The 23402-nt window shown below is 62.2% G+C and carries 23 protein-coding genes and 1 tRNA gene; 12 read left to right on the forward strand and 12 right to left on the reverse strand.

The window, feature by feature from the left end:
- Nucleotides 1-13: 13 nt before the first annotated feature.
- The 3 genes from CJO11_RS01595 to efp all read right to left on the reverse strand — a co-directional run bounded on the left by CJO11_RS01595 (nucleotide 14) and on the right by efp (nucleotide 1544).
- Nucleotides 14-98 (reverse strand) — tRNA-Leu (locus tag CJO11_RS01595).
- 53 nt (nucleotides 99-151) lie between these two features.
- On the reverse strand, nucleotides 152-973 hold the full coding sequence (locus CJO11_RS01600) for an inositol monophosphatase family protein (protein ID WP_095011140.1): 822 nt from the start codon (nucleotides 971-973) through the stop codon (nucleotides 152-154).
- Between the two features lie 7 nt (nucleotides 974-980).
- Entirely contained in the window at nucleotides 981-1544 is a 564-nt protein-coding gene (gene efp / locus CJO11_RS01605) for an elongation factor P (RefSeq protein ID WP_095011141.1), read from the reverse strand.
- Between the two features lie 138 nt (nucleotides 1545-1682).
- Between efp and CJO11_RS01610 the strand changes: the two genes are divergently transcribed.
- The 3 genes from CJO11_RS01610 (at nucleotide 1683) to CJO11_RS01620 (ending at nucleotide 4225) form a co-directional block, all read left to right on the forward strand.
- Complete coding sequence (locus CJO11_RS01610) at nucleotides 1683-2060, forward strand: hypothetical protein (RefSeq protein WP_150124955.1); 378 nt, start codon at nucleotides 1683-1685, stop codon at nucleotides 2058-2060.
- A 114-nt stretch (nucleotides 2061-2174) separates the two neighbouring features.
- Nucleotides 2175-3326, forward strand: a complete 1152-nt coding sequence (hemW, locus tag CJO11_RS01615; protein ID WP_095011143.1) for a radical SAM family heme chaperone HemW — start codon at nucleotides 2175-2177, stop codon at nucleotides 3324-3326.
- On the forward strand, nucleotides 3323-4225 hold the full coding sequence (locus tag CJO11_RS01620; protein ID WP_095011144.1) for a tyrosine recombinase XerC: 903 nt from the start codon (nucleotides 3323-3325) through the stop codon (nucleotides 4223-4225). The genes hemW and CJO11_RS01620 overlap by 4 nt, the downstream gene beginning before the upstream one ends.
- Here the strand turns inward: CJO11_RS01620 and gshB are convergent.
- From gshB to rsmI, 3 genes are read right to left on the reverse strand one after another with little or no spacing between them, the layout of a single operon-like run.
- A complete protein-coding gene (gene gshB / locus CJO11_RS01625) occupies nucleotides 4217-5167 on the reverse strand; it encodes a glutathione synthase (RefSeq protein ID WP_095011145.1) in 951 nt (316 codons plus the stop codon). The genes CJO11_RS01620 and gshB overlap by 9 nt on opposite strands.
- A 12-nt stretch (nucleotides 5168-5179) precedes the next feature.
- Entirely contained in the window at nucleotides 5180-5530 is a 351-nt protein-coding gene (locus CJO11_RS01630) for a YraN family protein (protein ID WP_095011146.1), read from the reverse strand.
- Nucleotides 5527-6387: a 16S rRNA (cytidine(1402)-2'-O)-methyltransferase gene (gene rsmI, locus CJO11_RS01635; protein ID WP_095011147.1), complete on the reverse strand. Its 861-nt coding sequence runs from the start codon at nucleotides 6385-6387 to the stop codon at nucleotides 5527-5529. Before rsmI ends, CJO11_RS01630 begins: the two co-directional genes overlap by 4 nt.
- Nucleotides 6388-6414: 27 nt before the next feature.
- On the opposite strand from rsmI, the gene CJO11_RS01640 reads away from it, so the two are divergent.
- From CJO11_RS01640 to CJO11_RS01650, 3 genes are all read left to right on the forward strand, one after another.
- Complete coding sequence (locus CJO11_RS01640) at nucleotides 6415-7578, forward strand: penicillin-binding protein activator (RefSeq protein WP_095011148.1); 1164 nt, start codon at nucleotides 6415-6417, stop codon at nucleotides 7576-7578.
- A gap of 56 nt (nucleotides 7579-7634) precedes the next feature.
- Nucleotides 7635-9611, forward strand: a complete 1977-nt coding sequence (parE, locus tag CJO11_RS01645; protein WP_095011149.1) for a DNA topoisomerase IV subunit B — start codon at nucleotides 7635-7637, stop codon at nucleotides 9609-9611.
- Between the two features lie 79 nt (nucleotides 9612-9690).
- Entirely contained in the window at nucleotides 9691-10941 is a 1251-nt protein-coding gene (locus CJO11_RS01650; protein WP_095011150.1) for a DUF3422 domain-containing protein, read from the forward strand.
- Here the strand turns inward: CJO11_RS01650 and CJO11_RS01655 are convergent.
- A complete protein-coding gene (locus CJO11_RS01655; RefSeq protein ID WP_095011151.1) occupies nucleotides 10938-12143 on the reverse strand; it encodes a bifunctional alpha/beta hydrolase/OsmC family protein in 1206 nt (401 codons plus the stop codon). The two genes, CJO11_RS01650 and CJO11_RS01655, sit on opposite strands and share 4 nt — an antisense overlap.
- Nucleotides 12144-12306: 163 nt before the next feature.
- Between CJO11_RS01655 and CJO11_RS01660 the strand changes: the two genes are divergently transcribed.
- A complete protein-coding gene (locus CJO11_RS01660; protein ID WP_095011152.1) occupies nucleotides 12307-13161 on the forward strand; it encodes an AAA family ATPase in 855 nt (284 codons plus the stop codon).
- Nucleotide 13162: 1 nt separating this feature from the next.
- Here CJO11_RS01660 and CJO11_RS01665 read toward each other — a convergent pair whose 3' ends face one another.
- Entirely contained in the window at nucleotides 13163-14026 is an 864-nt protein-coding gene (locus CJO11_RS01665; RefSeq protein WP_095013149.1) for a L,D-transpeptidase family protein, read from the reverse strand.
- Nucleotides 14027-14170: 144 nt separating this feature from the next.
- Nucleotides 14171-15568 carry a methyl-accepting chemotaxis protein gene (locus CJO11_RS01670; protein ID WP_095011153.1) on the reverse strand — a complete coding sequence of 466 codons (1398 nt, stop codon included), beginning with the start codon at nucleotides 15566-15568 and terminating at the stop codon, nucleotides 14171-14173.
- 77 nt (nucleotides 15569-15645) lie between these two features.
- On the opposite strand from CJO11_RS01670, the gene CJO11_RS01675 reads away from it, so the two are divergent.
- Together CJO11_RS01675 and CJO11_RS01680 are read left to right on the forward strand one after the other, a co-directional pair.
- Nucleotides 15646-16521: a DUF817 domain-containing protein gene (locus CJO11_RS01675; protein WP_095011154.1), complete on the forward strand. Its 876-nt coding sequence runs from the start codon at nucleotides 15646-15648 to the stop codon at nucleotides 16519-16521.
- Between the two features lie 22 nt (nucleotides 16522-16543).
- A complete protein-coding gene (locus tag CJO11_RS01680) occupies nucleotides 16544-17728 on the forward strand; it encodes a vWA domain-containing protein (protein ID WP_095011155.1) in 1185 nt (394 codons plus the stop codon).
- A gap of 12 nt (nucleotides 17729-17740) precedes the next feature.
- On the opposite strand, the gene CJO11_RS01685 is transcribed toward CJO11_RS01680, so the two are convergent.
- A complete protein-coding gene (locus CJO11_RS01685; RefSeq protein ID WP_240504519.1) occupies nucleotides 17741-19024 on the reverse strand; it encodes a spinster family MFS transporter in 1284 nt (427 codons plus the stop codon).
- A 111-nt stretch (nucleotides 19025-19135) separates the two neighbouring features.
- Between CJO11_RS01685 and ygiD the strand changes: the two genes are divergently transcribed.
- Nucleotides 19136-19975, forward strand: coding sequence for a 4,5-DOPA-extradiol-dioxygenase (gene ygiD, locus CJO11_RS01690; protein ID WP_095011156.1), 840 nt, complete (start codon nucleotides 19136-19138; stop codon nucleotides 19973-19975).
- On the opposite strand, the gene CJO11_RS01695 is transcribed toward ygiD, so the two are convergent.
- Nucleotides 19969-21168: an exo-beta-N-acetylmuramidase NamZ family protein gene (locus CJO11_RS01695; protein WP_095011157.1), complete on the reverse strand. Its 1200-nt coding sequence runs from the start codon at nucleotides 21166-21168 to the stop codon at nucleotides 19969-19971. The genes ygiD and CJO11_RS01695 overlap by 7 nt on opposite strands.
- The gene (locus tag CJO11_RS01700; RefSeq protein WP_338064649.1) at nucleotides 21165-21638 is read right to left on the reverse strand and encodes a DOMON-like domain-containing protein; all 474 of its coding nucleotides are present in this window, start codon (nucleotides 21636-21638) and stop codon (nucleotides 21165-21167) included. Before CJO11_RS01700 ends, CJO11_RS01695 begins: the two co-directional genes overlap by 4 nt.
- Nucleotides 21639-21739: 101 nt before the next feature.
- Here CJO11_RS01700 and tyrS point away from each other — a divergent pair, with 101 nt between their 5' ends.
- Both tyrS and CJO11_RS01710 read left to right on the forward strand, forming a co-directional pair.
- Nucleotides 21740-22948 (forward strand): tyrosine--tRNA ligase, encoded by a 1209-nt coding sequence (gene tyrS, locus CJO11_RS01705; RefSeq protein WP_095011159.1) that lies wholly within the window; start codon nucleotides 21740-21742, stop codon nucleotides 22946-22948.
- Between the two features lie 113 nt (nucleotides 22949-23061).
- The gene (locus CJO11_RS01710; protein WP_095011160.1) at nucleotides 23062-23400 is read left to right on the forward strand and encodes a PilZ domain-containing protein; all 339 of its coding nucleotides are present in this window, start codon (nucleotides 23062-23064) and stop codon (nucleotides 23398-23400) included.
- The last annotated feature ends 2 nt before the right edge of the window (nucleotides 23401-23402 follow it).

The raw sequence follows: 23402 nt of genomic DNA on the forward strand, positions 1-23402 counted from the left end.
AATACAAGGCCTTTGGTGCCCCCGGCCGGACTCGAACCGGCACTTCCGTAGAAAAACGATTTTGAGTCGTTCGCGTCTACCAATTCCGCCACGGGGGCTCCGTGGGCGCGCGGGCACTAGCCCGCACACTGCGCCGCTGCAAGTCGCCAGATCAGGCCTTGAGTGCGGCGGCCAGCACTTTGTGAAGCTTGGAATGCAGCGTATCGTTCCCTGCCAGGACTTGCTTGTCGCAGATCGGCAGCGAGCGGCCCTTGAAGTCGGTGACGAACCCGCCTGCTTCGCGCACCAGCAGGCATCCGGCCGCGGTGTCCCACGGGCTCAGGCCGCTCTCCCAGAAACCGTCATAACGGCCTGCTGCAAGCCATGCGAGGTCGAGCGAGGCCGCACCGAACCTGCGGACCCCGGCAATCTGCGGCCCTAACGCTGCGAAAATCTTGCTCCACTCCGCGAAATCGCCGTGCGCCTGGTAGGGGGTGCCGGTTGCCACGAGCGCGTCTGACAGGCGCGACCGCGAAGAGACCCGCAATCGCCCATCGTGCAGCCAGGCCCCGCGGCTCTTCTCGGCCCAGAATGTCTCGTCGTGGATCGGCTGGTAGATTACCCCTGCGGTCACTTCGCCCCATCCCGAACCGTCGGGCTTGGGCTCCTGAACCGCGATCGACACCGCGAAGTGCGGGATGCCGTGGAGGAAGTTGCTTGTGCCGTCGAGTGGATCGATAACCCAGCGCGGCTTGGTGGGATCACCCTCGATGATCCCGGCCTCTTCGAGCACGAAGCCCCAGTCGGGCCGTGCATGGAGCAGTTCGTCGTAGATCGTACGCTCCGCGATCTGGTCCGCCTTTGACACGAAGTCGCTCGGTCCCTTGCGGCTGACCTGCAAGTGCTCGACTTCGCCGAAGTCGCGACGCAAACGGCCGCCGGCCTTGCGCGCGGCCTTTTCCATTACGCGTATGATGCCCGGTACGGCTGCCATGGTCCGATCAGTTCGCCTTGCCGATGTAGGCCTGCTCGTAGACATCAACCACGATCCGGGTGCCGCTCTCGATATGCGGCGGGACCATGATGCGAACACCGTTGTCGAGCACTGCGGGCTTATAGCTCGAGGAAGCCGTCTGCCCCTTCACCACCGCGTCGGCCTCGACGATCGTCGCTTCGACTTGCTGCGGTAGTTCGACGCTGATCGGCTTTTCTTCCCACAGCTCGAGCTTCACCTGCATCCCGTCCTGCAGGAACGGGCGGGCATCGCCCAGCAGGTCGCTCGGCAGGTTGATCTGCTCGTAAGTTTCCTGGTCCATGAACACCAGGATGTCGCCGTCTTCGTAGAGGAACTGGTAGTCCTTGGTGTCGAGCCGCACCTTCTCGACCGTGTCTGCGCTGCGGAAGCGGACGTTGGTCTTGCGGCCATCCTGCAGGTTCTTCATTTCGACCTGCATGTAGGCTCCGCCCTTGCCGGGCTGGGTGTGCTGGATCTTGGCGACTTTCCAGATGCCGCCTTCGTATTCGAGGATATTGCCGGGACGGATGTCCACGCCGGAGATCTTCATGGCCGTGTCGTGCCTTCTTGTGAGGAGGTCCCCGCGCCAGGCGGGTGCCGCTGTCTTGCGCCGCGCGCCTTAGCGGCAAGCCTTGTGCGGGGCAAGCGGGGTGGCAGCCGCCGTGACATGGTGCTAGTCGCGACTGCGATGATACCTCGCGCTATCCTGACTGCCACAATACTCCCGGTGTTGGGCCTCGCGCTCGGTGCGGCTAGCGATACCGACCTGAGCGGAAAGCTCGATACGCTTCGCCACGGGCGCTGGACTTGCGAGACGCCGGGAGATGCAACCGAGGCTGCCGTTCACCCGATCCCGGACGAGTGGTTCGAAGTGATCAACAACTCGAGTTATCGCAACAAGGATGGGCACGGCACCTACTTGCTCGCCGGCAACAAGGTCTACGTGACGCGCGGGCCGCTGCTCGGGAGGCGGTTCATCCGAACCAGCTCCAGCGCATTGCGGCAGTTGGATATAAACGGGGACGAGACCGATATTCGCTGCGTGAGAAGCGCGATAGGTGACTGATACCGACGGGAGCGTGATCATCCTCGCAAGCTCGCATCGGCAGCACCCGAAATCGCCGAACGCGCGTGGTATGCTAGTATCCGACACGCGACTGTAGCAAAACTGAAGGCATCAATGGCGCGAGCGCTCTACATTCACTGGCCGTTCTGCCTGAAGAAATGCCCCTATTGCGACTTCAACAGCCATGTCCGCGACGGCGTTGACGTGGATCTTTGGCAGGGCGCGCTCATCGCCGAAATACAGCACGAAGCCGATCTGGCAGGCGGCGAGGAACTGGAATCGATCTTTTTCGGCGGCGGCACGCCGAGCCTTATGCCTCCCGAACTGGTCGGAGCGTTGCTCGCCGAAGCGGAAACGCGCTGGGGCTTCGCCGACGGGATCGAGATTACGCTGGAGGCAAACCCCTCTTCGGTGGAAGCAGACCGATTTGACGATCTTGCGGCGGCGGGCGTCAACAGGGTTTCGCTTGGCCTGCAATCACTCGATGATGAGGCGCTGAAATTCCTGGGGCGGCTGCACGATGCACAGGAAGGACTGAACGCGCTCGAAACCGCACAGCGGTGTTTCGACCGGGTCAACGCGGATTTCATCTATGCCCGTCCTGGCCAGACTCCTGATGCGTGGCGGCACGAGCTCGAGGCAGCGCTGGCGCTCGGCACCGACCATCTGTCGCTCTACCAGCTTACGATTGAGCCTGGTACTCGCTTTGCCACTGACGTGCGGCTAGGCGCATTCGCACCGCTAGATGACGACCCTTCGGCTGATTTGTTCGCCTCGACCCGCGAAATGACTACCGCCGCTGGTCTGCCCGCCTACGAGGTGTCGAATCATGCCAAACCCGGGCAGGAAAGCCTCCATAATCTCACATACTGGCGGTATCGGGACTATGTCGGGATCGGGCCCGGCGCGCATGGGCGGCGCGGCGGCGTTGCGACGACGCGCCACAAGAAGCCTGAAAACTGGGTGGCGGCGATCGAGCGCGCTGGCCATGGGATCGCAGAAGAGCGCGGGCTTGCTGCCCCCGAGCAAGCGAGCGAAGCCTTGCTGATGGGTCTGCGACTGGCCGAAGGCGTGGATCTCGCGGAGCTCTCGCGACGCTTTGCCATCCCCGAGAACCGATTGATCGAGCGCGATCGTCTCACATTCTATCGCTCGCTCGGCATGGCATGGGAGCGAGATGGGCGGATCGGCGTAACCGAAGCCGGGATGCCGCTCCTCGATGCACTGCTGGGTGAATTGGTCCCGGCCGCGCTGGTCTCGGCATGAGCAAGGTTGACATTCTCGAAGCATGGCAAGCGCATCTGGCTGACGGTCGTCGCCGTTCGCCCCATACCGTTCGTGCCTATCTCGCTGCAGCCAATCGCCTGCTTCAAGCAACCGGGCTTGGCAATTTTAACGACGTCGCGAAACTCGATGGCCCTGCATTGCGACGTCAGTTGGCTGCACGGCGAGCTGAGGGGTTGTCGAACGCTTCGGCTGCGCGCGAATTGTCGGCCCTCAAGGGCTTCGTCTCTTTCGCCCGCAGCCAGGTTGGCGAGGATGCCACTCCGCCCCGACTGCGCGGTCCGCGCCTCAAGAAGGGCCTCCCCCGGCCCGTAACTCCTGACGAAGCGGTCAACGTTGCCGATCTCGTCGCCGGAACCGCCAACGAAGCGTGGACCGGTGCGCGCGACCGGGCAGTTCTCTTGCTGATGTACGGAGCGGGGCTGCGAATCGCCGAAGCGTTGTCGCTCAAGGGGGGAGACCTGCCGCTGGGCGACACACTGGCTGTCACCGGAAAAGGCGGCAAGCAGCGCGTTGTCCCGCTGATTTCGATCATCCGGGCGGCAGTGGCCGACTATGTCGAGAAATGCCCTTGGCCGATCGAACGGGAACAGCCGCTGTTCCGCGGGCAGAAGGGAGGCACGCTCTCGCAAGGCATGGTGCAAAAGGCGATGGCGCGCGCGAGAATTGCGCTCGGGTTGCCATCAACGGCGACACCGCACGCTCTACGACATAGTTTTGCAACGCACCTGCTGAGTGCCGGTGCAGACCTCAGGAGCCTGCAGGAACTGCTCGGTCATGCGAGCCTGGGATCGACCCAGATTTACACCAAAGTCGACGCGGCGACCCTACTCGATACTTACCGCAGCGCCCACCCGCGCGAAAAGAAGCCGTCAGGCTAGTCGCGCTTCGATCGCATCCCAGATTATCCCGGGCGTGTCGGTTCCGTTGAAATTATCGATCGCGACGATCCCGGTGGGGCTGGTGACGTTTATTTCGGTCAACCATTCGCCGCCGATAACGTCGATACCCACGAATATCAGGCCGAGCTCCTTGAGGCGCGGCCCCATTGCGGCGCAAATCTCTTCTTCGCGCGGGGTGAGCGTCGTGGCCTCCGCACTTCCACCGACCGCCAAGTTGGAGCGGAATTCGCCCTCCCCCGGTTTGCGGTTGATCGCCCCCGTCACCTCGCCATCTACCAGCACGATGCGCTTGTCGCCTTTGGCCACCTCGGGGAGGAAGGGCTGGACCATGTGCGGCTCGGGCCAGGTCTGGTTGAACACTTCGAACAGGGCAGAGAGGTTGTCGCCGTCGGCGGGAACCCGGAAGATCGCCTTGCCGCCGTTGCCGTGGATCGGTTTTACCACCACCGCGCCGTGCTGGCGCTGGAATGCCCGCACCTCTTCGACTGACCGGGTCACCAGCGTCGGCGGCATGAACTCGCGGTAATCGAGCACCAGCACCTTTTCGGGCGCATTGCGTACCGATCGGGGATTGTTCACCACCAGCGTTTCGTCCTCGATCCGTTCGAGCAGGTGGGTTGCGGTGATATAACCCATGTGAAACGGCGGATCCTGCCGCATCAGGACTACGTCGACATCGCGGCCCAGATCGAGCCGACGGCGTTCGCCCATGTTGAAATGTTCGCCTTCGACGCGCTGCACGGTGACCGGATTTGCGTGGGCGATCAACCGGTCATCGGAGTCGAGCGTGAGCGAACCAACATCGTAGTGAAACAGCTCTGCGCCGCGCGACTGCGCCGACAGCATCAGCGCGAAGCTCGAATCTCCTGCGGTGTTGATCTTGTCGAGCGGGTCCATCTGGACCGCGACGCGTAAGGGCATCGGAGTTCCTCTTCAGGGTTGCCAGGCATTGACGATGTGGTCGGGCAATCGCCCGGGTGCAAGCAGGATCACGTCGATCCGCATATCGTCTCCATCGCGGACGTAGTCCTGCGCGACCGCTTCCGCTGCGGCAGCGACGCGGCGCAGACGGTATTCGTCGATCGCAAACGCGAGGTCGGCTGCCTGTTTGCGCCACTTGACTTCGATAAACGCGACCACCCCCATCCGGCGCGCGACAAGGTCGATCTCGCCTGCGGGTGTCTTGCGACGGCGGTCGAGGATCGACCAGCCTTTTGCGCGCAGCCACAGCTCCGCCCGCCGCTCGCCGCGCCTGCCTTCGCGCTCTGCCCGTTGGCGTTTCAACGCGATTTCATCTCGAGCGCGCGGGCATAGAGCGCCTTGCGGTCCTGCCCGGTCGCCTTTGCGACGTGGGCTGCGGCCTGAGAGGCCTTCATTGTCGCGAGCGCTTCGAGCAGCATGGCTTCGACATCTTCCACGCTCGTTTCAGCCCGTTCGGGTGGCGCGATGAGGAGCACGATCTCGCCCTTTGGCGGGTGCTGCTCGTAATGCGCGCGCAGATCTGCAGCACTTGCAGTGCGACATTCCTCGTGGAGCTTGGTCAATTCTCGCGCCACCGAAACCGTTCGGCCCGGCAAAACCTTAGCGATCGCCGCAAGTGATTTTGCGAGCCGTGGGCCGGTTTCATAGAAGATCAAGGTGGCGTCGATTTGTGCAAGTTGCGCTAGTCTATCCGCGCGCGCCTTGTCCTTCACCGGCAGGAACCCGGCGAACAGGAAGCTGTCGTTGGGCAGCCCTGAGAGTGTCAGACCGACTATGGCCGCACACGGCCCGGGCAAGCTCGTAGCCGGTATCCCCGCGTCGCGCGCTTCATGTACCAGTCGGTAACCGGGGTCGGACACCAGAGGCGTTCCAGCGTCGCTCACCAACGCGATGGCCTGTGTCCGGGCGGCAGCCAGAATCCGCTCGCGGTCGCGCTCGCTCGTATGGTCGTCGTAGCGCCACAACGGTTTCGAGATACCCAAGTGCTTGAGCAACTTGCCGGTTACCCGCGTGTCCTCGCACGCTATCGCATCGCAGCCACGCAACGTCTCGACCGCTCGGAAAGTGATATCGCCGAGATTGCCAATAGGGGTCGCAACTATATAGAGACCGGGATCAAGCAGAGGTTCAGGCGCGTGGTGGGACACGGCAACCCTCATGGACCAGATACGCGGGGAGCGGCAAGCATGAACGGATGGAAACTCGATCGGCGCAAGCTGGTGGTGGCAAGCACGGCCTTGCTGCTGGCCGGGTGCAAGATCATTCCCAACGGAGGGGTCGAAACGGGCCCGGTCGCTCAACCGACCCCGGAACCGAGTGCGACCACACTGCCGACCGACGATTCGCGTCACCGTATCGCCCTGCTGGTTCCCACGACCGGTACCAATGCGGCGGTTGGCCAGTCGATCGCCAATGCGACCAATATGGCGCTCCTCGACACCAACGCGTCGAACTTGCGTATCACGACTTACGACACTTCGACCAATGCCGGCAGTGCGGCAGCGAAGGCGATTGCCGACGGCAACGGGCTCATCCTCGGCCCGCTGCTGGCTGACAACGTTGCAGCAGTGCAGGCGCAGGCGCGGCGGGCGGATGTCCCACTGATCACCTTTTCGAACGATAGCGCGGTCGCTAGCCCCGATGTGTTCGTGATGGGCATCGCCCCGGAGCAATCGATCGACCGCACCGTTGCCTACGCCAGCAAGCATGGATCGGTGCGATTTGCCGCGATCGTGCCCGATGGTGACTATGGAGACCGAGCGGCGGCCGCTTTCCGCAAGGCCGTGATTGCCGATGGCGGCACGCTTGCCGGGATCGAAACCTATACGCGTGGCAATACCTCGATCGTCAGCGCCGCGACGCGGCTGCAAACACGCGGCGGCTTCGATACTGTACTGATCGCCGATGGACCACGCCTTGCGGCGCAGGCTGCCGGGGTTTTCCGCCCGCGTGGTACCGGGACGACCCAGCTCCTCGGCACCGAGCTGTGGAGCGGCGATGCGGGCGTTACCCAGGTTTCCGCCTTGCGAGGGGCGCTGTTTTCGGCGGTTTCCGACAGCAGGTTCAAGCGCTTCAGCGACAGCTACGCCAGCCGCTTCGGTTCGCAACCTTATCGCATTTCGACGATCGGCTACGACGCTGTGCTGCTGACCCTGCGGATCGCGCGCGACTGGAAGCCGGGGCGCAAGTTTCCCACCTCGAACCTGCGCAGCCCGGACGGTTTCCTGGGGCTCGACGGGGCGTTCCGGTTCAACAGCAGCAATGTCGCGGAACGCGCGATGGAAGTGCGCCAGGTGCAGGATGGCAAAGTCGTGATCGTCTCGCCTGCGCCGAGAAAGTTCGGCGGCTGACGATAACTTCGTGCACGGCTTGAAGGCGCGCGAATCCCAAGCCTATAGCCGAGGCGATGTCCGAAGACCTGTTTGCCGATACGCCCGCCTCCAGCGGTGATTACGATTCGTCCTCGATCGAGGTGCTCGAAGGGCTCGAGCCGGTGCGTCGCCGGCCGGGAATGTATATCGGCGGGACCGACGACCGCGCGCTCCATCACCTCGCTGCCGAAGTGCTCGATAACTCGATGGACGAAGCCGTCGCTGGGCACGCGACACGGATCGAGGTCGTGCTGGAAGAAGGCAACCGCATCTCGATAGCGGACAACGGGCGCGGGATGCCGGTGGACGAACATCCGAAGTTTCCGGGCAAGTCGACTCTCGAAGTGATCCTCGGAACGCTGCATTCGGGAGGCAAGTTTTCCGGCAAGGCCTATGCCACCAGCGGCGGCCTGCACGGTGTGGGCGTGTCGGTGGTCAACGCACTGTCAAGCAGCACGCGGGTGGAAGTCGCCCGCGACCGGCAGCTCTATGCGCAGGAATTCTCGCGCGGACAGACACTCGGGCCGCTGCAGGAGCTTGGGCCGACACCTAACCGGCGCGGAACGACGGTCAGCTTTGTTCCCGACACCGAGATTTTTGGCGACCGGCAGTTCAGTCCCAAGCGGCTTTTCAAGCTTGCCCGGTCGAAGGCCTATCTGTTCGCCGGGGTCGAGATTCGCTGGAGATGCGCTGAAAGCCTTGCCGGCGAGGAGGTCCCGGCAGAAGCTGTGTTCAAGTTTCCGGGAGGCCTTGCGGATCATCTGGCAGAGCAGATCGGTGAACGCGAATGCGTGACCAGCCAGCCCTTCACCGGCAACCAGGAATTCCCGGACGATCAAGGGCGGGTAGAATGGGCGATCGCGTGGCCGCTATGGTCCGATGGCTCGACGAGCTGGTACTGCAACACGGTTCCGACGCCCGATGGCGGCACGCATGAACAAGGCGTTCGCGCGGCACTGACCAAGGGCCTGCGTGCCTTCGGGGAGCTGAACGGCACGAAAAAGGCGAAAGACATCGCTGCCGATGATGTGATGACCGGGGCCGAGGTGATGCTCAGCGTGTTCATCCGCGACCCGCAGTTCCAGAGCCAGACCAAGGACCGCCTGACCTCGCCCGAAGCCGCGCGCTACGTCGAGAACGCCGTGCGCGACCACTTCGACCACTTCCTGACCGACAACATGGAGCGCGGGCGTGCACTGCTCGGCCAGGTCATGGAACGAATGGACGAGCGCCTGAAGCGCAAGGCCGAACGCGAAGTCAAACGCAAGACCGCGACCAATGCCAAGAAACTCCGCCTCCCCGGTAAGCTCACCGATTGCTCAGGCGAAGGCGACGGCGATACCGAGCTGTTCATCGTCGAAGGCGACAGCGCGGGTGGCAGCGCCAAGCAGGCGCGCAACCGCAAGACCCAGGCGATCCTGCCGATCCGCGGGAAGATCCTCAACGTCGCCAGCGCCAGCGCCGACAAGATCCGCGCCAACAGCGAAATCGCCGACCTGATTCTCGCGCTCGGGTGCGGGACGCGTAAGGATTGCGATCCGGAAAACCTGCGCTACGACCGGATCATCATCATGACCGACGCGGATGTCGATGGCGCGCACATCGCGACGCTGTTGATGACGTTTTTCTTCCAGGAGATGCCAGCGATTGTGCGCGGGGGCTATCTCTACCTCGCGCAGCCGCCGCTCTACAAGCTGACCGCTGGAAAGGAGAGCGCCTATGCCCGCGACGACGCGCACCGGGCGGAGCTTGAGGATGGGCAATTCAAGGGCAAGAAGGTCGAAGTCAGCCGGTTTAAGGGCCTTGGCGAGATGAACCCCCAACAATTGCGCGAGACGACGATGAACCCGGAAACGCGCAGCCTGATCCGGATCACCCTTCCGGCCGAGCACGAGCAACGCCATGCGGTCAAGGAGCTGGTCGACCAGCTTATGGGCCGCAATCCGGAGCACCGGTTCAACTTCATCCAGAACAATGCCGGCGAATTCGATCGCGACATGATCGACGCGTAAGGATTGCCCGCAACCTCGGTTGTCGACCTTTATATGAGAAAGTGCTAATATTCCTTCCGGTTCTGAGGGGAACGGCACGATGGCTCTGCGCGAACATGAACTGAGGCGACAGATCGTCGGGGAAATGCACCTTCGGCGCTGGCCGGAAGTCGTCGCGCCTGCGACGATCTACCAGATCGTTCGCATCGTCTCCGAAAGCGAACGCGAGCAGGAACGCGAGGTGGTCGAACAACTGTTCGATCAACCGGGCGATGCGCTCAGACAGGATCAGCGCCACCTCTCCGGCGTGCTTGCAACCGGCCTTCGCGCGGACTGGGAACGGCACACAGAAGGTTCGACCATTACCCTGTTTGCGGCTCCCGACAATGACGATGAACAAATCTCCAATGCCCTCTGCGAAATCGAAAGTCTGCCCGGCAAGGTCATCCGCGCCACCCGCATTGTCGTCGCCGAGGATGAGGGAGCCGCTACCGAATCCATCGCAAAGATGGGCTTTGTCCCGCTGGAAGTGGTCAGCAGCCATGTCGGCCCCGGGGTCCGCTTCTGGTCCGACTTTCGCATCCATGCGCACGGCTATGGCGGGATCGTGGTAGCGGCGAACGGGTGTCCTCCGCCTGCGCTGGGCCGTACGATCCAGCAGCTGCAGGAACTGGGCAATTATCGCAATATGGCGCTGCTGGGGCTGCCGCCGACCCGCGATCAGTGGCCGCGTCTCGATATCGTCGAGCGCGAGCTACGCCGGTTTGCGGCCAACGTTTCCGATCCGGCAATGAAGGACGACGCGCTGCTAGAGTATGTCGCCGCGTTGTCGCTCGACATCGCCAATCTCTCGAACGCCATTGGTTATCGGCTCGACGCTACGCGCGCCTACGCCCAGCTGGTCAGCGAACGGCTTGACGAACTGGGCCCAGTGCCGATCGCCGGATTCCAGTCGATTGCCGAGTTTACCCAGCGCCGCTTGCAACCCGGGGTTCGCACGTGCGAGGCGCATCGCAACCGGTTGGCGCAGCTATCGGACCGTGCGCGCGATCTCACCGCGTTGCTACGCGCACGGGTGGAAACGCGGATCGAAAACCAGAATGCCCGACTGCTCGAATCGATGAACCAGACTGGCCAGCGGCAGATGCGCTTGCAGCAGTTGGTCGAGGGCCTGTCGATCTTCGCACTGACGTATTACGGTGTCGGGCTGCTTGGGTACCTGCTTGGGGGACTGGAGGAAGTAACTCATGTGTCCTCTCCCGGGCTGATCAAGGCCGCTGCGGTGCCGATCCTGATCGTGACGATTGCGATGGCCTTCCATGCGATCAGGCGGCGCATCCTCGACGATTAACCCTCGATCTGGCGGGTCGTAATCCGCAGGTTGCCGGTCAGCGTCTTGTGCACCGGGCAGCGGTCCGCCACGTCCATGAGGTCGGACTGTTCCTCAGCGGTCAGGTTGCCGCGAAGTTCGATCGCCCGGTGCAGCGCCTGGATGCTCACTCCGGTTTCGCAGTCGGCGCAGTCCTCGTGGTAATTGCGCTGGTGCGTCAGGTGCACGACCACACTGTCGAGATCGATCCCGGCCCGCTCGGCGTAAAGCTTGAGCGTCATCGAGGTGCAGGTGCCGAGCGAAGCCAGCAGCAGATCGTAGGGCGACGGTCCGGTGTCGTCGCCCCCGACCGACTTGGGTTCGTCGGCTATCAGGTGGTGGCTCGCCGTGATCACTTCGGTGCCGAACTTTCCGCAGCCGGTGCGCACCAGAACGCCTTCCTCGGGTGCCGGTTCGGCAGGCTCCATCGGCAAGTAACGGTCGGCCCATGCGGCGATCATCGTCGCAACAAAGTCTGCGTCGCGTTGCTTGAGCAGCAAGTGATCCGCTCCGGCGAGGCTGATGAAGCTCTTGGGATGAAAGGCCGCATCGTAGAGCCGAGCGGCATTCTCGATCCCGACCAGTTCGTCGGTCGGCGAATGCATGATCATTATCGGCAATCGCATCGCGTGGACGTTGCCGGTCAAGTCCACACCGCGCAGGTTTTCGATGAACTTGGCCGAGATCGTGAATGGGCGGCCTGCAATCGTGACTTCGCCCGATCCACTCTCCTCGATAGCCTGGAGATCGCCCGAGACCTGGCGCAGCACGTGTTCGACAGTGGCAGGCGCCCCGATCGTGGCGACAGCTGCTACGTCCGCATTGCCCTTTGCAGCGCCCAGCACCGCCGCCCCGCCGAGGCTATGACCGACCAGCAGCACGCCCGGTCCATGCCGTCCGACCATAAAGGCCAGAGCAGCCTGCACGTCGCTAACGTCCGCCGGGAAGCTATCTGCCCCGAAATCGCCTTCGCTGTCCCCCAGGCCCGAAAAATCGAACCTTAGGCAAGCGATGCCCTGCGCTGCCAACGCGCGGCTGACAGCAATCGCCGCCTTGCTCTGCCGGGTGCAAGTGAAGCAATGCGCGAAGACTGCCGCACCGCGAGTAAACCCCGTCGGCCGTTCGAGCGATGCGGCGAGCTGGTGGCCGTCTCGAGCGGGGAAGTGCAGGCTTTCGGTCGGCATGGGCGACTCCGGTCGATCGTTTCGTGCAAGTCACGCTACACGCGCGCTGCGCCCGGCGAAATCGCGACCTCGCGCCCTCTCAAAAATATCGGCTGTCGCGTTCCCCCTTGCCCTCGCCCGCCACCCCGCTTAACGCATACGTAAAGTTGCGAAGGGAGACCCAATGGTCCAGCGTTTCGAAGGTACCAACGACTACATCGCCACCGATGACTTGAAGGTCGCGGTCAATGCAGCGGTCACGCTGCGTCGGCCGCTGCTGGTCAAGGGCGAGCCGGGTACCGGCAAGACCGTGCTGGCGCAGGAAATCGCCAAGGCGATCGACGCCCCGCTGATCGAATGGAACATCAAGTCCACCACCAAGGCGCACCAAGGGCTCTACGAATACGACGCAGTCGCCCGCTTGCGCGATGGCCAGCTCGGCGAAGAGCGCGTCCATGACATCCGCAATTACATCAAGCGCGGCAAGCTGTGGGATGCGTTCACCAGCGAGCGGCTGCCGGTGTTGTTGATCGACGAGATCGACAAGGCCGATATCGAATTCCCGAACGACTTGCTGCACGAGCTCGACCGGATGAAGTTCGATGTCTACGAAACTCAGGAAACCATCGAGGCGAAGGAACGACCGATTGTCGTAATCACTTCGAACAACGAAAAGGAATTGCCCGACGCGTTCCTGCGCCGGTGCTTCTTCCACTACATCAAGTTCCCCGATCACGACACGATGCGCGAGATTATCGAGGTCCACTATCCGGGCATCCAGAAGGCGCTCGTCACCAAGGCGATGGAAGTCTTCTACGAGATCCGCGAAGTGCCAGGCCTGAAGAAGAAACCTTCGACCAGCGAACTGCTCGACTGGCTCAAACTGCTGCTCAACGAAGACATGCCGCTCGAGGTTTTGCAGGATCGCGATCCGACCAGGGCAATCCCGCCGATGCATGGCGCGCTGCTGAAGAACGAACAGGACGTTATGCTGTTCGAACGCCTCGCGTTCATGGCCCGGCGCAACCCGGGCGCGTAAGTCAGCTCACAGCGAAGCAGTCGATTCCGTCGCGCTTGAGGTTGCTGCAGATGGCAACCGCATCGGGCGAAGTGGCGCGTAGCCGGTAGTATCGCCGTAAGTTGACGATCGCGGGCACGATCGCTTGCTGCATCTGTGCCAGCTCCGGCCTTAGGCGGAGGAGATGAGCCCAATGCGCCGCTGCCTCGCCGCGAGAAGACATTGCCGCTAGCTGGATCGTTTCACCGGTTGGATTGGTAGGCGGGGCAGGCATTGGCGCGGCACGCGTTTGAATAGGTGTGGCAGTCGTCTGCGCGAGCCGGATGGCGCGCTCTGCGCGAAACTGCGCACGCATCGGAACCTTTGCATCGCTAACGCTTGCCAGCCGAAGTGCGGCGCGCTTGCCCGCGATCGGGCGGCTCGTCACGATCACTGCAGTCGTGGAGAATTCGGTCAAGCGGTAGAGCGATCGCGCAAATGCCGTCGGCAGCCGGATGCAGCCATGCGATGCGGGATAACGCGGCACGTGACCCGCATGGATCGCGATCCCCGACCAGGTCAGGCGTTGCATCCACGGCATCGGCGCGTTGCTGTAGATGTTAGAGCGGTGGAATCGGTTCTTCTGGAGGATGGCGAACACGCCTGAAGGGGTCGCCTTGCCGCGCCTCCCTGTCGATACGCGGCTACTGCCCCAGAACTTGCCGTCCCGGAAAACGTACATCCGCTGGTTCGGCTTGCTGATCACGAGCAGCACGCCGTTCGATGCGATGTCGCTTACCAGAACCGGAGGCGGAGGTGGCGGCGGCTCGGGCGATGCGGCTTGCATGACCAGGGTCGCTTCCTGGTCGATCGTTGCTGCTGGCGGGACGGCGTTGGCGAACGACATGCTTGCCACGAGCAGCCAAAGCAGCGGACCAACCAACCATACCGCGAACCTGGGCACCCACCTCTCCGCTTGCTGCAACGGAGGAGCGTTAGGTTATAGTTAACCGCCGATCAAGGTTTGGTCCGAGCCCGTGTTCTCAAATGTTTAGAGCACGTAAGCCAGCTCGAAATCGCCCCAGCGCTTACCGCCGATGATCAGCGGCACATAGACGTTGCGCACGATTTCGTAGGTCTTGCCGTCGCCTTCCTGGCGATAAACCGCCATCATGTAAGGCGCAGTGCTGGCCTTGGCCTTGGTGTCGATCGGGTCGAACAGGATGCGGCCATTACGGCAATACTTGGTGTCGTGTTCGAGATTGCCGGTCGGTTGACGCGAGCGATCTGAGGTGTGGGTCGGCAGGAACCCGTTCATGTCGGCCTGCGAGCACATCTTGATTGGCGCGCCCTCGCCCACCACGCGGTCGAGAACCGGGCGCCAGTTGCTGTCGGCCCAGTCGCTGAGCCCCGTGCGAAAACGCTTGGGGTTGCTGCCTTCGACTTCGCGATAGTCCTTATCGAACATCTGCGCGAGCGAGAGCGTTCCGTTGGCAATAGCCGTTTCGGCGTTGCCGGCGATTTCGGCGGCCACTTCGCGCGCCTTTTCGACCATCATGCTGTCGGCCGGCGAAAGGCCCGCCTTGACGATCGCGTCGAACATTTCGCTGGCGGTCAGCTCGAGCGCTTCGATGCGCTGGTGCGCATTCGACAGGCGGCTTTCGTTCTCGATGGCCGCGCGGTCGAACGCGCCGAGAACATCCTGGACCTTGTGGACATGGCCGCTGATTGTCGAAGTTGCCTTCGTGATCTGGTCGTTCTGGCCATCGACCTCGACGATCAGCTCGTTGACGCTCGATAGCGTATTCTCGATCTGGCTAACCGAACGCTTGGCTTCGTCGCTGGCGGCGGCGCCGCTCTCGATCCGCAGGACGACTTCGTCGGCTTCCTTGCCGAGCGTGTCGATCGTCCGGCCAATTTCTTCCGTGGCCCGGCGCGTGTCGTTCGCGAGGCTTTTCACTTCGCTGGCGACAACCGCAAATGCGCGGCCTTGTTCGCCGGCGCGCATCGCTTCGATCGTGGCGTTGAGCGCGAGGATGTTGGTCGTCTCGGCGATCTGGTCGATTTCGAGCGCGCTGCGGCGAACCTGGTCCATCGCAGCGGCAAACCCGGTCACGTGCGTGGTGAGCGTGCCGACGAGGTCGAGCAGCTCGGAAATGCGGCCAAGCGAGGACTGGATGAGCGTATTGCCTTCGCTCAGGCGCTCGATCGCCCGTTCGGACAGCAGCCTTGCTTCATCGCTCGCTTCGGAAACCTTGGTTTGGTCGGCTTCAAGCGCGGCAACGGTTTCCTGCAGTGCGGAATGTTCGGCACGCAGGCTCTCGCTCGAACGGATGACCGATTCGACGATTCCCGCGGCATCGGTGCAGCCGACCGTAACTTCGCCGCAATGACCGGAAATGCGGTCGATTGCAGTTGCATCGGCGACTTCGATTGCCTTGTGCTCCATTGACTACTTCGGGCCCCCTGAATTCAATTCGGCTTCCGCAGTAGACCAACCATGGTTAGCAAAGGTTTAAGCAGACGATGACAACGCCCTCCGGGAAATTGCCTGCCGAAACGCGTTTTGCCGTCGTCCGCCAGCGGCTCGAGCAGTTTGAGCCGCTCCCCGGGTGGCACGCATGGGCTTACGAATTTGCATTGTTCGTGTTCAAGCAAGGCTGGGCGTGCCTGTTCGGGGCCTTGATGCTGGCGCTCCTGGTTGGAACCCACTTGTTCTACCCCACCGACGCGCCAATCGCACGTTATGACTTTCTCACGTTATCCGCGTTGGCAATTCAGGTCGGGATGCTGGGGTTTCGGCTCGAAACCTGGAGCGAGGCCAAGGTCATTCTCGCGTTTCACATCGTCGGCACGGTCATGGAGCTGTTCAAGACGGCGCACGGTTCATGGATATATCCCGAACCAAGCCTGCTCAGGATCGGCGGCGTACCGCTGTTCTCCGGGTTCATGTACGCAGCTGTTGGCAGCTATATTGCCCGCGTCTGGCGGATTTTCGATTTTCGCTTCTCCCACTACCCGCCGCTCTGGACGACGTGGATCCTTGGCGTCGCGATCTACATCAACTTCTTCGCACACCACTGGCTGCCCGACATTCGCCTCGGCCTGTTTGCGGCGATGTTCGTGCTGTTTGCCCGCACCCGGGTGTGGTTCAGCGTGTGGAGGCAACCGCGCTGGATGCCGTTGCTCGTTGGATGGCTGCTCGTGGCCCTGTTCATCTGGTTTGCGGAGAACCTGGGCACGTTCGCCCGCGCGTGGGCCTATCCCAACCAACTGCACGTCTGGGCGTTCGTCCCTCCGGCCAAGCTCGGCGCGTGGTACCTGCTGATGTACATCAGCTTCGTCCTGGTCAGCTGGGTAGCAAAGGTGCGCGAACCCTCCGACGGCACTGGCGCTCGGTGATAAGTAGCACTAAGAGACCCAAATGTTTCTGAACTTCGTAGACGAACTGCGCGCAGCAGGGATCAAGGCCAGCTTCAAGGAGCACCTCACGCTGCTGGAGGCGCTCGACCGCGATGTGATCGAGCAGACGCCTGAGGCATTCTATTACCTCGCGCGCGCGACTTTCGTGAAGGACGAAGGGCTGATCGACCGGTTCGACCAGGTGTTCCAGAAGGTCTTCAAAGGGATAATGACCGATTACGGCCAAAACCCGGTCGATATTCCCGAGGACTGGCTCAAGGCGGTGGCCGAGAAGTTCCTCACGCCAGAGGAAATGGCCGAGATCGAGAAGATGGGCTCGTGGGACGAGCTTATGGACACGCTCAAGAAGCGCCTCGAGGAACAGGAAAAGCGCCACCAGGGTGGCAACAAGTGGATCGGCACCGGCGGCACTTCGCCGTTCGGCAACTCGGGATACAATCCCGAAGGCGTGCGGATCGGGGGAGAAAGCAAGCACAAGCGCGCGGTCAAGGTGTGGGAAAAGCGCGAGTTCAAGAACCTCGACAACACCCGCGAACTGGGCACGCGCAACATCAAGGTCGCACTGCGCCGGTTGCGGCGATTTGCGCGCGAGGGCTCTGCAGACGAGCTCGATCTCGACGCTACGATCGAAGGCACCGCCAAGCAGGGCTGGCTCGACATCCATATGCGGCCCGAGCGGCACAATGCAGTCAAGCTGCTACTGTTCCTCGATGTCGGTGGGTCGATGGATCCGTTCATCAAGGTGACCGAGGAGCTGTTCAGCGCCGCCACAAGCGAGTTCAAGAACCTCGAATTCTTCTACTTCCACAACTGCCTCTACGAAGGGGTGTGGAAGGATAACCGCCGCCGATGGGCCGAGCGGACCAAGACCTGGGACATCCTCCACAAGTACGGCCATGACTACAAGGTGGTGTTCGTCGGCGATGCGGCAATGAGCCCATACGAAATCACCCATCCCGGCGGCAGCGTTGAGCACATGAACGAGGAAGCCGGTGCAGTGTGGATGCACCGCGTGACCAACACCTATCCGGCGACGGTGTGGCTCAACCCGGTGCCCGAGAACCAGTGGGGCTATTCGCAGTCGACCAAGGTGCTACGCCAGTTGGTCGACGACCGGATGTATCCGCTCACGCTAGGCGGATTGGACGATGCAATGCGCGAACTGAGCCGCAAGCACGGAGCGTGAGCTGACGTTCCGTCACTGCTTATCCAGTTCGTCGTTCAGCCTGAGGCTTGCGCGCCAGAAAAAGAACGCGGGGATCAGGCTCATGAAGCTGGCGATGTAGAGCACCCACTGGACGCTGTTCTCGCCGAAACTGGGTTTGATTGCGTCCGAGAGAATACCGAACAAAAGCGGCCCCAGCCCCAGCCCGATCAGGTTCTGGAAGAACAGCAGGACAGCCGCGGCCATTGCGCGCGCCTCCGGCTTTACTAGCCCCTGAACGCATGAATAGGTCGGCCCGTAATACAGCGAGTTGAGCAATGTCGGTACGAAAAGCACGAAAAGCGCCAGACGCCAGTCCGCAACCCAATAGCCGAGGAAGGCCGTCGGAGCCGCGATCACCATGCCTATGGCAGGGGCGGTCAACACGTGGCGCCGGTCGGTCTTGCCGAAACGATCGGCAATTCGTCCGCCGATAATGGTGCCGAGGATACCGGCAATCCCGTTGACCAGCCCGAAATAGAACCCGGTCTCGCCAGGGGTCAGGCCGTGAGTTCGCTGGAAAAAAATCGTCGCCCAGGTAACCTTGCCATAACCGAGAAATGCGGCCGCCGAGCCTGCTGCCATGACGAGCATCAGAGCGCGCGACCCGAAAATTGCTTTGAGCGTTTCGCTGTTTCCGAGTTGCTTCGGTGCGGTCAATGCGCTCGGCAGAGCTCCGGTTCGCCGCGGATCCTTCAGCATAATCAGCACGACCCCCGCCAGCAGTACGCCCGGCAGCCCGACGATCATGAACGCATGCCGCCAGCCGATGGTATCGGCGAGAACGCCGCCGATCATCATCCCCAGGACCGTACCGATCGGGATTCCGAGCGCGTAAAACGCAAGAGCGGACGCGCGCTTTTCCTTGGGTACACTGTCGCTGATCAGGGAGTGTGCTGCAGGCGTACAACCAGCTTCGCCGACGCCGACCCCGATCCGGGCGAGCAAGAGGTGCGCGAAGTTCTGTGCAAGCCCGCTCAGCGCAGTCATCATCGACCAGATCGCCAGCGCCGCCGAGATCAGGCGCGGACGGCTTGTGCTGGGCCGATCGGCATATCGCGCGATCGGCAGCCCGAGCACGGTGTAGAACAGCGCGAAGGCAATGCCGGTCATCAGCCCGATCTGCGTGTCGCTGAGATGCAGCTCGAGCGCGATCGGTTCGGCCAGGATATTGACGATCTGCCGATCGATGAAATTGAAAATGTAGACGATCAGCAGGATCGACAGCATCGCCGTGACCCCGCCGCTCCGGGCGGTTCCCGCCGGTGCGCTTGCCATGAATGTCCTCTCCCTTGCGGCATTGGTGCGCCGTCTCGTGTGGCAGGTTCGGCGAGAGCACTGCCAGCGTCAAGCCTTGTCGCGGGCGTCATGCCGGAATCGGTTACATGAATGTGCCCTCTTGGCGGTTCGCTCGCCCTGGCCCACCTTGGCATTATGACGAAACAACCAGCACTGTTCGTCGGCCACGGCTCGCCGATGACGATGATCACGCAAAACCCCGCGCGCGAGGGTATGGAGGCGGTTGGAAGGCGCATGCCTCGCCCCAATGCCGTCCTTGTCGTGACGGCGCACTGGACTACACATGGTGAGACGCGGCTGACGGGTGGAACCGCTCCGCGAACCGTTCACGACTTTCGCGGATTTCCGCAGGAACTCTACGAGATCGAATACCCTGCCCCGGGTTCAACTGAATTGGCGGCGCGTGCGGCCGATTTGATCGGCGAACGGGCTGTGATCGATGAAGACCACGGATTTGATCATGGAGTTTGGGGCGTGCTGCTCCCGATGTTCCCGGATGCCGATATTCCGGTCGTCGCGATGAGCGTCGATATGGATTTGACAGGCGAGGAGCATGTCGCGCTTGGCCGCAAGCTTGCTCCGCTACGCGACGAAGGCGTGGCGATCGTCGGTAGCGGCAATATCGTCCACAACCTGATGATGTGGCGGCAGACGGCCGGGACCCGCCCCGATTGGGCGGTCGCGTTTCAGCAGCGGACAAACAACGCAATCAAAGGGTGTGACGTCGCCGCTCTCACTTCCCACGCCAAGGATGACAACGCGGCGCAAATGGCGATCAACTCGGGCGAGCATTACATTCCGTTGCTGTATCCTCTCGGGGCGAGCAACGAACAGGACGGTGTCGGAATCTTCAACGACACGATCGACGGCTCGCTGTCGATGACGTCCTATTTGTGGGGCGATGCTGAGATCGCCGCCAACCTTCAGTAGATCAGTAGCGGAGCGATGCTTTCCTGCCAGCGCGCCTCGTCGGCGGCTGCCGTTGTTTCGAGGTCGAACGGTTCGGCTCCGTCGTCATCGACCCATTCGCGCAGGCTTGGCCCGCCATTGATGACGTCGATCGCGAGCCGGTCGAACTCGTACTCGTAGGGGAAGTCGCGCCACAGCGGGTAATCGGGATAGAGCCGCCGGATTGCCTTGAACGCGAGCGCCTGCAGGCGCCACGGGCGGAAAGCGGTGTGGTTGTAGAATTCGAGCTCGGCATGAACCATCAGCGCGCTGCACAGCTGCTTCTCGTGCTTGTGGAACGTCGGTTCGAACCAACAGGGCCTGATCGCGCAACCTTCCAGCCAATCGGTGGACAGGCGCCGCATTTCGGCCAGCACCGCGACCGCATCGATATCCGGAGCGCCAAACAGCACTTCGAGCGGGCGCGTCGTACCCCTTCCTTCGCTCAGCGTAGTGCCTTCGAGCATCACGGTCCCGGCATAGCATCGCGCCATGTTGAGGTTGGCGGCGTTGGGGCTCGGGTTGATCCACACCCGGGTCGCCGGCCAGCCAAAGCCCGGACCAGCCTCCGGTAACCAGTGGTGCATCTCGACCACGCGATATTCGACATCGAGATCGAATTCGCGGATGAACCATTCGCCCATTTCGCCCATCGTCAGCCCGTGGCGCATCGGCATCGGCCCTGCGCCTACGAAGCTCTCCTCACCGGGGAGGAGCAATGTGCCTTCGACCGGCCTGCCCGCCGGATTGGGACGATCGAGGACCCAGACTTCCTTGCCGTGCTCGGCCGCGGCCTGGAGCAGGTAGAGCAATGTCGTGACGAATGTGTAGATCCGGCAACCGAGGTCTTGCAGGTCGAACAGGAACACGTCGGCGGTGCTCATCATCTGCCCGGTGGGGCGCCGGACTTCTCCGTAAAGGCTGAAAACCGGTATGCCGAAAACCGGATCGGTCTCGTCCCCGGTTTCGACCATATTGTCCTGCTTGTCGCCCTTGAGGCCGTGCTGCGGGCCGAACGCACTGGTTACGTTTATCCCGGCGGCGATCAAGGCATCGAGGCTATGCGTCAGGTCCGCAGTGACCGAAGCGGGATGCGCAACCAGGCCGACCCGCCGTCCTTCGAGTGGTTTGCGCAAGTCGGGGTCGGCGATCAGCCGGTCGATACCGAATTTCATGGGGCTGGCGGTGCCGCAAGCTCCGCGGCGAAGCAAGCCGGATCGTGGAAATCGGGCTTCGCCTCGGGGTGTGCGATCGCCCAGTAGGACATCACTCCGCCCTCTTCCTCGAGGATTGCCGAAATGCCCATCGCTCCGGGCAAGGAAGGGAGCAGGTCTCGCGGAATCGCTGCGTCGACAATCGCAAAGGTCGAACCCTCGCGGACCCCGGTCTCGGGTTCTCGAGAGCCCGGCCGATCTTCCATCCCGTCGCGATATTCGGAAAAATCGTATGCCGCCCAGCGACCCGAAGGCGACAGGTTGATCTCGGTATAGGCTTCGCCCCCATCGGGCTTGAGGAACAACTCGAAACAGGTCGTCCGCCACAGTTCGTCCTGTCGGCCGCGCCCGGAATATGAAGGCACTACTAGCGCCCCGGTTCCATCGACCCGCCACCGCATCCTCAGGACATCGGCGTCAAAGCCGATCACCCGTGCTTCCACCCGCGTTACCTGCACAGGCGGAAAAGCCGCATGCGGGTGAAGTTGATACGTTTGCATGAACGCGCCCCCGTGCTAACCGCCCGCCCGCTATGAGCGAATACAAATCCGATCTGCTTCGCCTGCTCGATGAACGTGGCTATGTCCACCAGATGACCGACGCGCAAGGGCTGGATGCCCTCGCCGCGCGCCAAATCATGCCGGGATATATCGGATTCGACGCGACCGCTCCTTCGCTCCATGTCGGATCGCTGGTCCAGATCATGATGCTGCGCCGCCTGCAGCAGACAGGTCACAAGCCGATCGTGGTGATGGGCGGCGGCACTACGAAGGTCGGCGATCCGTCTGGCAAGGACGAGAGCCGCAAGATGCTCACCAGCCAGGACATCGACGACAATATCGCCAGTATCCGGACGGTGTTCGAGCGCCTGCTGACGTTCGGAGACGGACCGACCGACGCGATCATGGTCAACAACGACGAGTGGCTCTCCACGCTCGGATATATTGAGTTGCTGCGTGACGTGGGTCCGCATTTCACGATCAACCGGATGCTGACGTTCGATTCGGTCAAATTACGGCTAGATCGCGAACAGCCGCTGACCTTCCTCGAATTCAACTACATGATCCTGCAGGCCTACGACTTCCTCGAATTGGCTCGTCGTTACGATTGCCGCCTGCAGATGGGCGGCAGCGACCAATGGGGCAACATCGTCAACGGGCTGGAACTGTCACGCAGGATGGAAGGGCGCGAGCTGTTCGGGTTCACAACCCCGCTGCTCACCACGGCAGACGGGGCGAAAATGGGCAAGACCGCCGCTGGCGCAGTCTGGCTCAACGAAGACCAGCTTCCGGCCTACGACTTCTGGCAATACTGGCGCAACGCGGACGACCGCGATGTCGGTCGGTTCCTGCGGCTGTTCACGGACTTGCCGCTGGACGAGATCGCGCGTCTCGAAGGCCTCGAGGGTGCGGAGATCAATTCCGCCAAGATCGTACTGGCGAACGAAGTCACCAGGCTCGTGCGCGGAGAGGAAGCTGCGAAGTCAGCCGAAGCGACCGCCGCGCAGACATTCGTCGGCGGCGGTGCCGGAGAGGACCTGCCGCGGCTATCGCTCGAGGAAGGAATGACTATCGCTTCTGCGCTCAACGCGCTTGGCTTTGTCGCCTCGAACGGGGAAGCAAAGCGCAAAGTTGCCGAAGGCGCGGTCAGGCTCGATGGCGAGCCCGTGAGTGATGCCGCAGCGCTCGTAACCCGCGGAAAAATAAGCCTCGGCAAGAAGAAACACGCGATAATCGAATAGAAAACTGTATAATTAACAGCCTATTGTCTCATTTTGAGACATCCGATGTTAACTCTAAATCAGCCTTTCCGAGCGATAAGGGTCGTCCACTTCACAAGGGAGGGACGTGGAGAATGTCAGTCGGAGCACAGCTGTCGGTCACCGATCTGCGTCGCGCTGCGCGGCATCCGGTCGATTATCCGGTCATCGCCGAGCACCATGAGCGCGGCGATCTGAAGCTGCATATCTCGAACATCTCCGCGCACGGCTTCATGGTCGACGATGCTTCGGGTCTCGCCCGTGGTGATCGGGTGATCATCCGCTTGCCGCACATTGGCCGGATCGAAGCCTATTGCATCTGGACTCGTGACGATCGTGCCGGGTTCCAGTTCGAACGAATCATCCGGGTCGACGATTTCGTACCGATGATCGACGAGCTCCAGCCCAACCCGCGCCTGCGCCGTCGGCGCTAAAA

The sequence above is a fragment of the Tsuneonella mangrovi genome, assembly GCF_002269345.1.
Classification (GTDB): Bacteria; Pseudomonadota; Alphaproteobacteria; order Sphingomonadales; family Sphingomonadaceae; genus Tsuneonella; species Tsuneonella mangrovi.

Excerpts from the sequence above, each read along its gene's own strand:
- CJO11_RS01650 (WP_095011150.1), top strand. The coding sequence starts at position 9,691 with ATGGCTCTGCGCGAACATGAACTGAGGCGACAGATCGTCGGGGAAATG.
- ygiD (WP_095011156.1), top strand. The coding sequence starts at position 19,136 with ATGTGCCCTCTTGGCGGTTCGCTCGCCCTGGCCCACCTTGGCATTATG.
- hemW (WP_095011143.1), top strand. The coding sequence starts at position 2,175 with ATGGCGCGAGCGCTCTACATTCACTGGCCGTTCTGCCTGAAGAAATGC.
- gshB (WP_095011145.1), bottom strand. The coding sequence starts at position 5,167 with ATGCCCTTACGCGTCGCGGTCCAGATGGACCCGCTCGACAAGATCAAC.
- CJO11_RS01665 (WP_095013149.1), bottom strand. The coding sequence starts at position 14,026 with ATGTCGTTCGCCAACGCCGTCCCGCCAGCAGCAACGATCGACCAGGAA.
- CJO11_RS01670 (WP_095011153.1), bottom strand. The coding sequence starts at position 15,568 with ATGGAGCACAAGGCAATCGAAGTCGCCGATGCAACTGCAATCGACCGC.
- CJO11_RS01600 (WP_095011140.1), bottom strand. The coding sequence starts at position 973 with ATGGCAGCCGTACCGGGCATCATACGCGTAATGGAAAAGGCCGCGCGC.
- CJO11_RS01695 (WP_095011157.1), bottom strand. The coding sequence starts at position 21,168 with ATGAAATTCGGTATCGACCGGCTGATCGCCGACCCCGACTTGCGCAAA.
- efp (WP_095011141.1), bottom strand. The coding sequence starts at position 1,544 with ATGAAGATCTCCGGCGTGGACATCCGTCCCGGCAATATCCTCGAATAC.
- CJO11_RS01640 (WP_095011148.1), top strand. The coding sequence starts at position 6,415 with ATGAACGGATGGAAACTCGATCGGCGCAAGCTGGTGGTGGCAAGCACG.
- CJO11_RS01620 (WP_095011144.1), top strand. The coding sequence starts at position 3,323 with ATGAGCAAGGTTGACATTCTCGAAGCATGGCAAGCGCATCTGGCTGAC.
- CJO11_RS01710 (WP_095011160.1), top strand. The coding sequence starts at position 23,062 with ATGTCAGTCGGAGCACAGCTGTCGGTCACCGATCTGCGTCGCGCTGCG.
- CJO11_RS01675 (WP_095011154.1), top strand. The coding sequence starts at position 15,646 with ATGACAACGCCCTCCGGGAAATTGCCTGCCGAAACGCGTTTTGCCGTC.
- tyrS (WP_095011159.1), top strand. The coding sequence starts at position 21,740 with ATGAGCGAATACAAATCCGATCTGCTTCGCCTGCTCGATGAACGTGGC.
- CJO11_RS01680 (WP_095011155.1), top strand. The coding sequence starts at position 16,544 with ATGTTTCTGAACTTCGTAGACGAACTGCGCGCAGCAGGGATCAAGGCC.
- parE (WP_095011149.1), top strand. The coding sequence starts at position 7,635 with ATGTCCGAAGACCTGTTTGCCGATACGCCCGCCTCCAGCGGTGATTAC.
- rsmI (WP_095011147.1), bottom strand. The coding sequence starts at position 6,387 with ATGAGGGTTGCCGTGTCCCACCACGCGCCTGAACCTCTGCTTGATCCC.
- CJO11_RS01660 (WP_095011152.1), top strand. The coding sequence starts at position 12,307 with ATGGTCCAGCGTTTCGAAGGTACCAACGACTACATCGCCACCGATGAC.
- CJO11_RS01685 (WP_240504519.1), bottom strand. The coding sequence starts at position 19,024 with ATGGCAAGCGCACCGGCGGGAACCGCCCGGAGCGGCGGGGTCACGGCG.
- CJO11_RS01610 (WP_150124955.1), top strand. The coding sequence starts at position 1,683 with ATGATACCTCGCGCTATCCTGACTGCCACAATACTCCCGGTGTTGGGC.
- CJO11_RS01655 (WP_095011151.1), bottom strand. The coding sequence starts at position 12,143 with ATGCCGACCGAAAGCCTGCACTTCCCCGCTCGAGACGGCCACCAGCTC.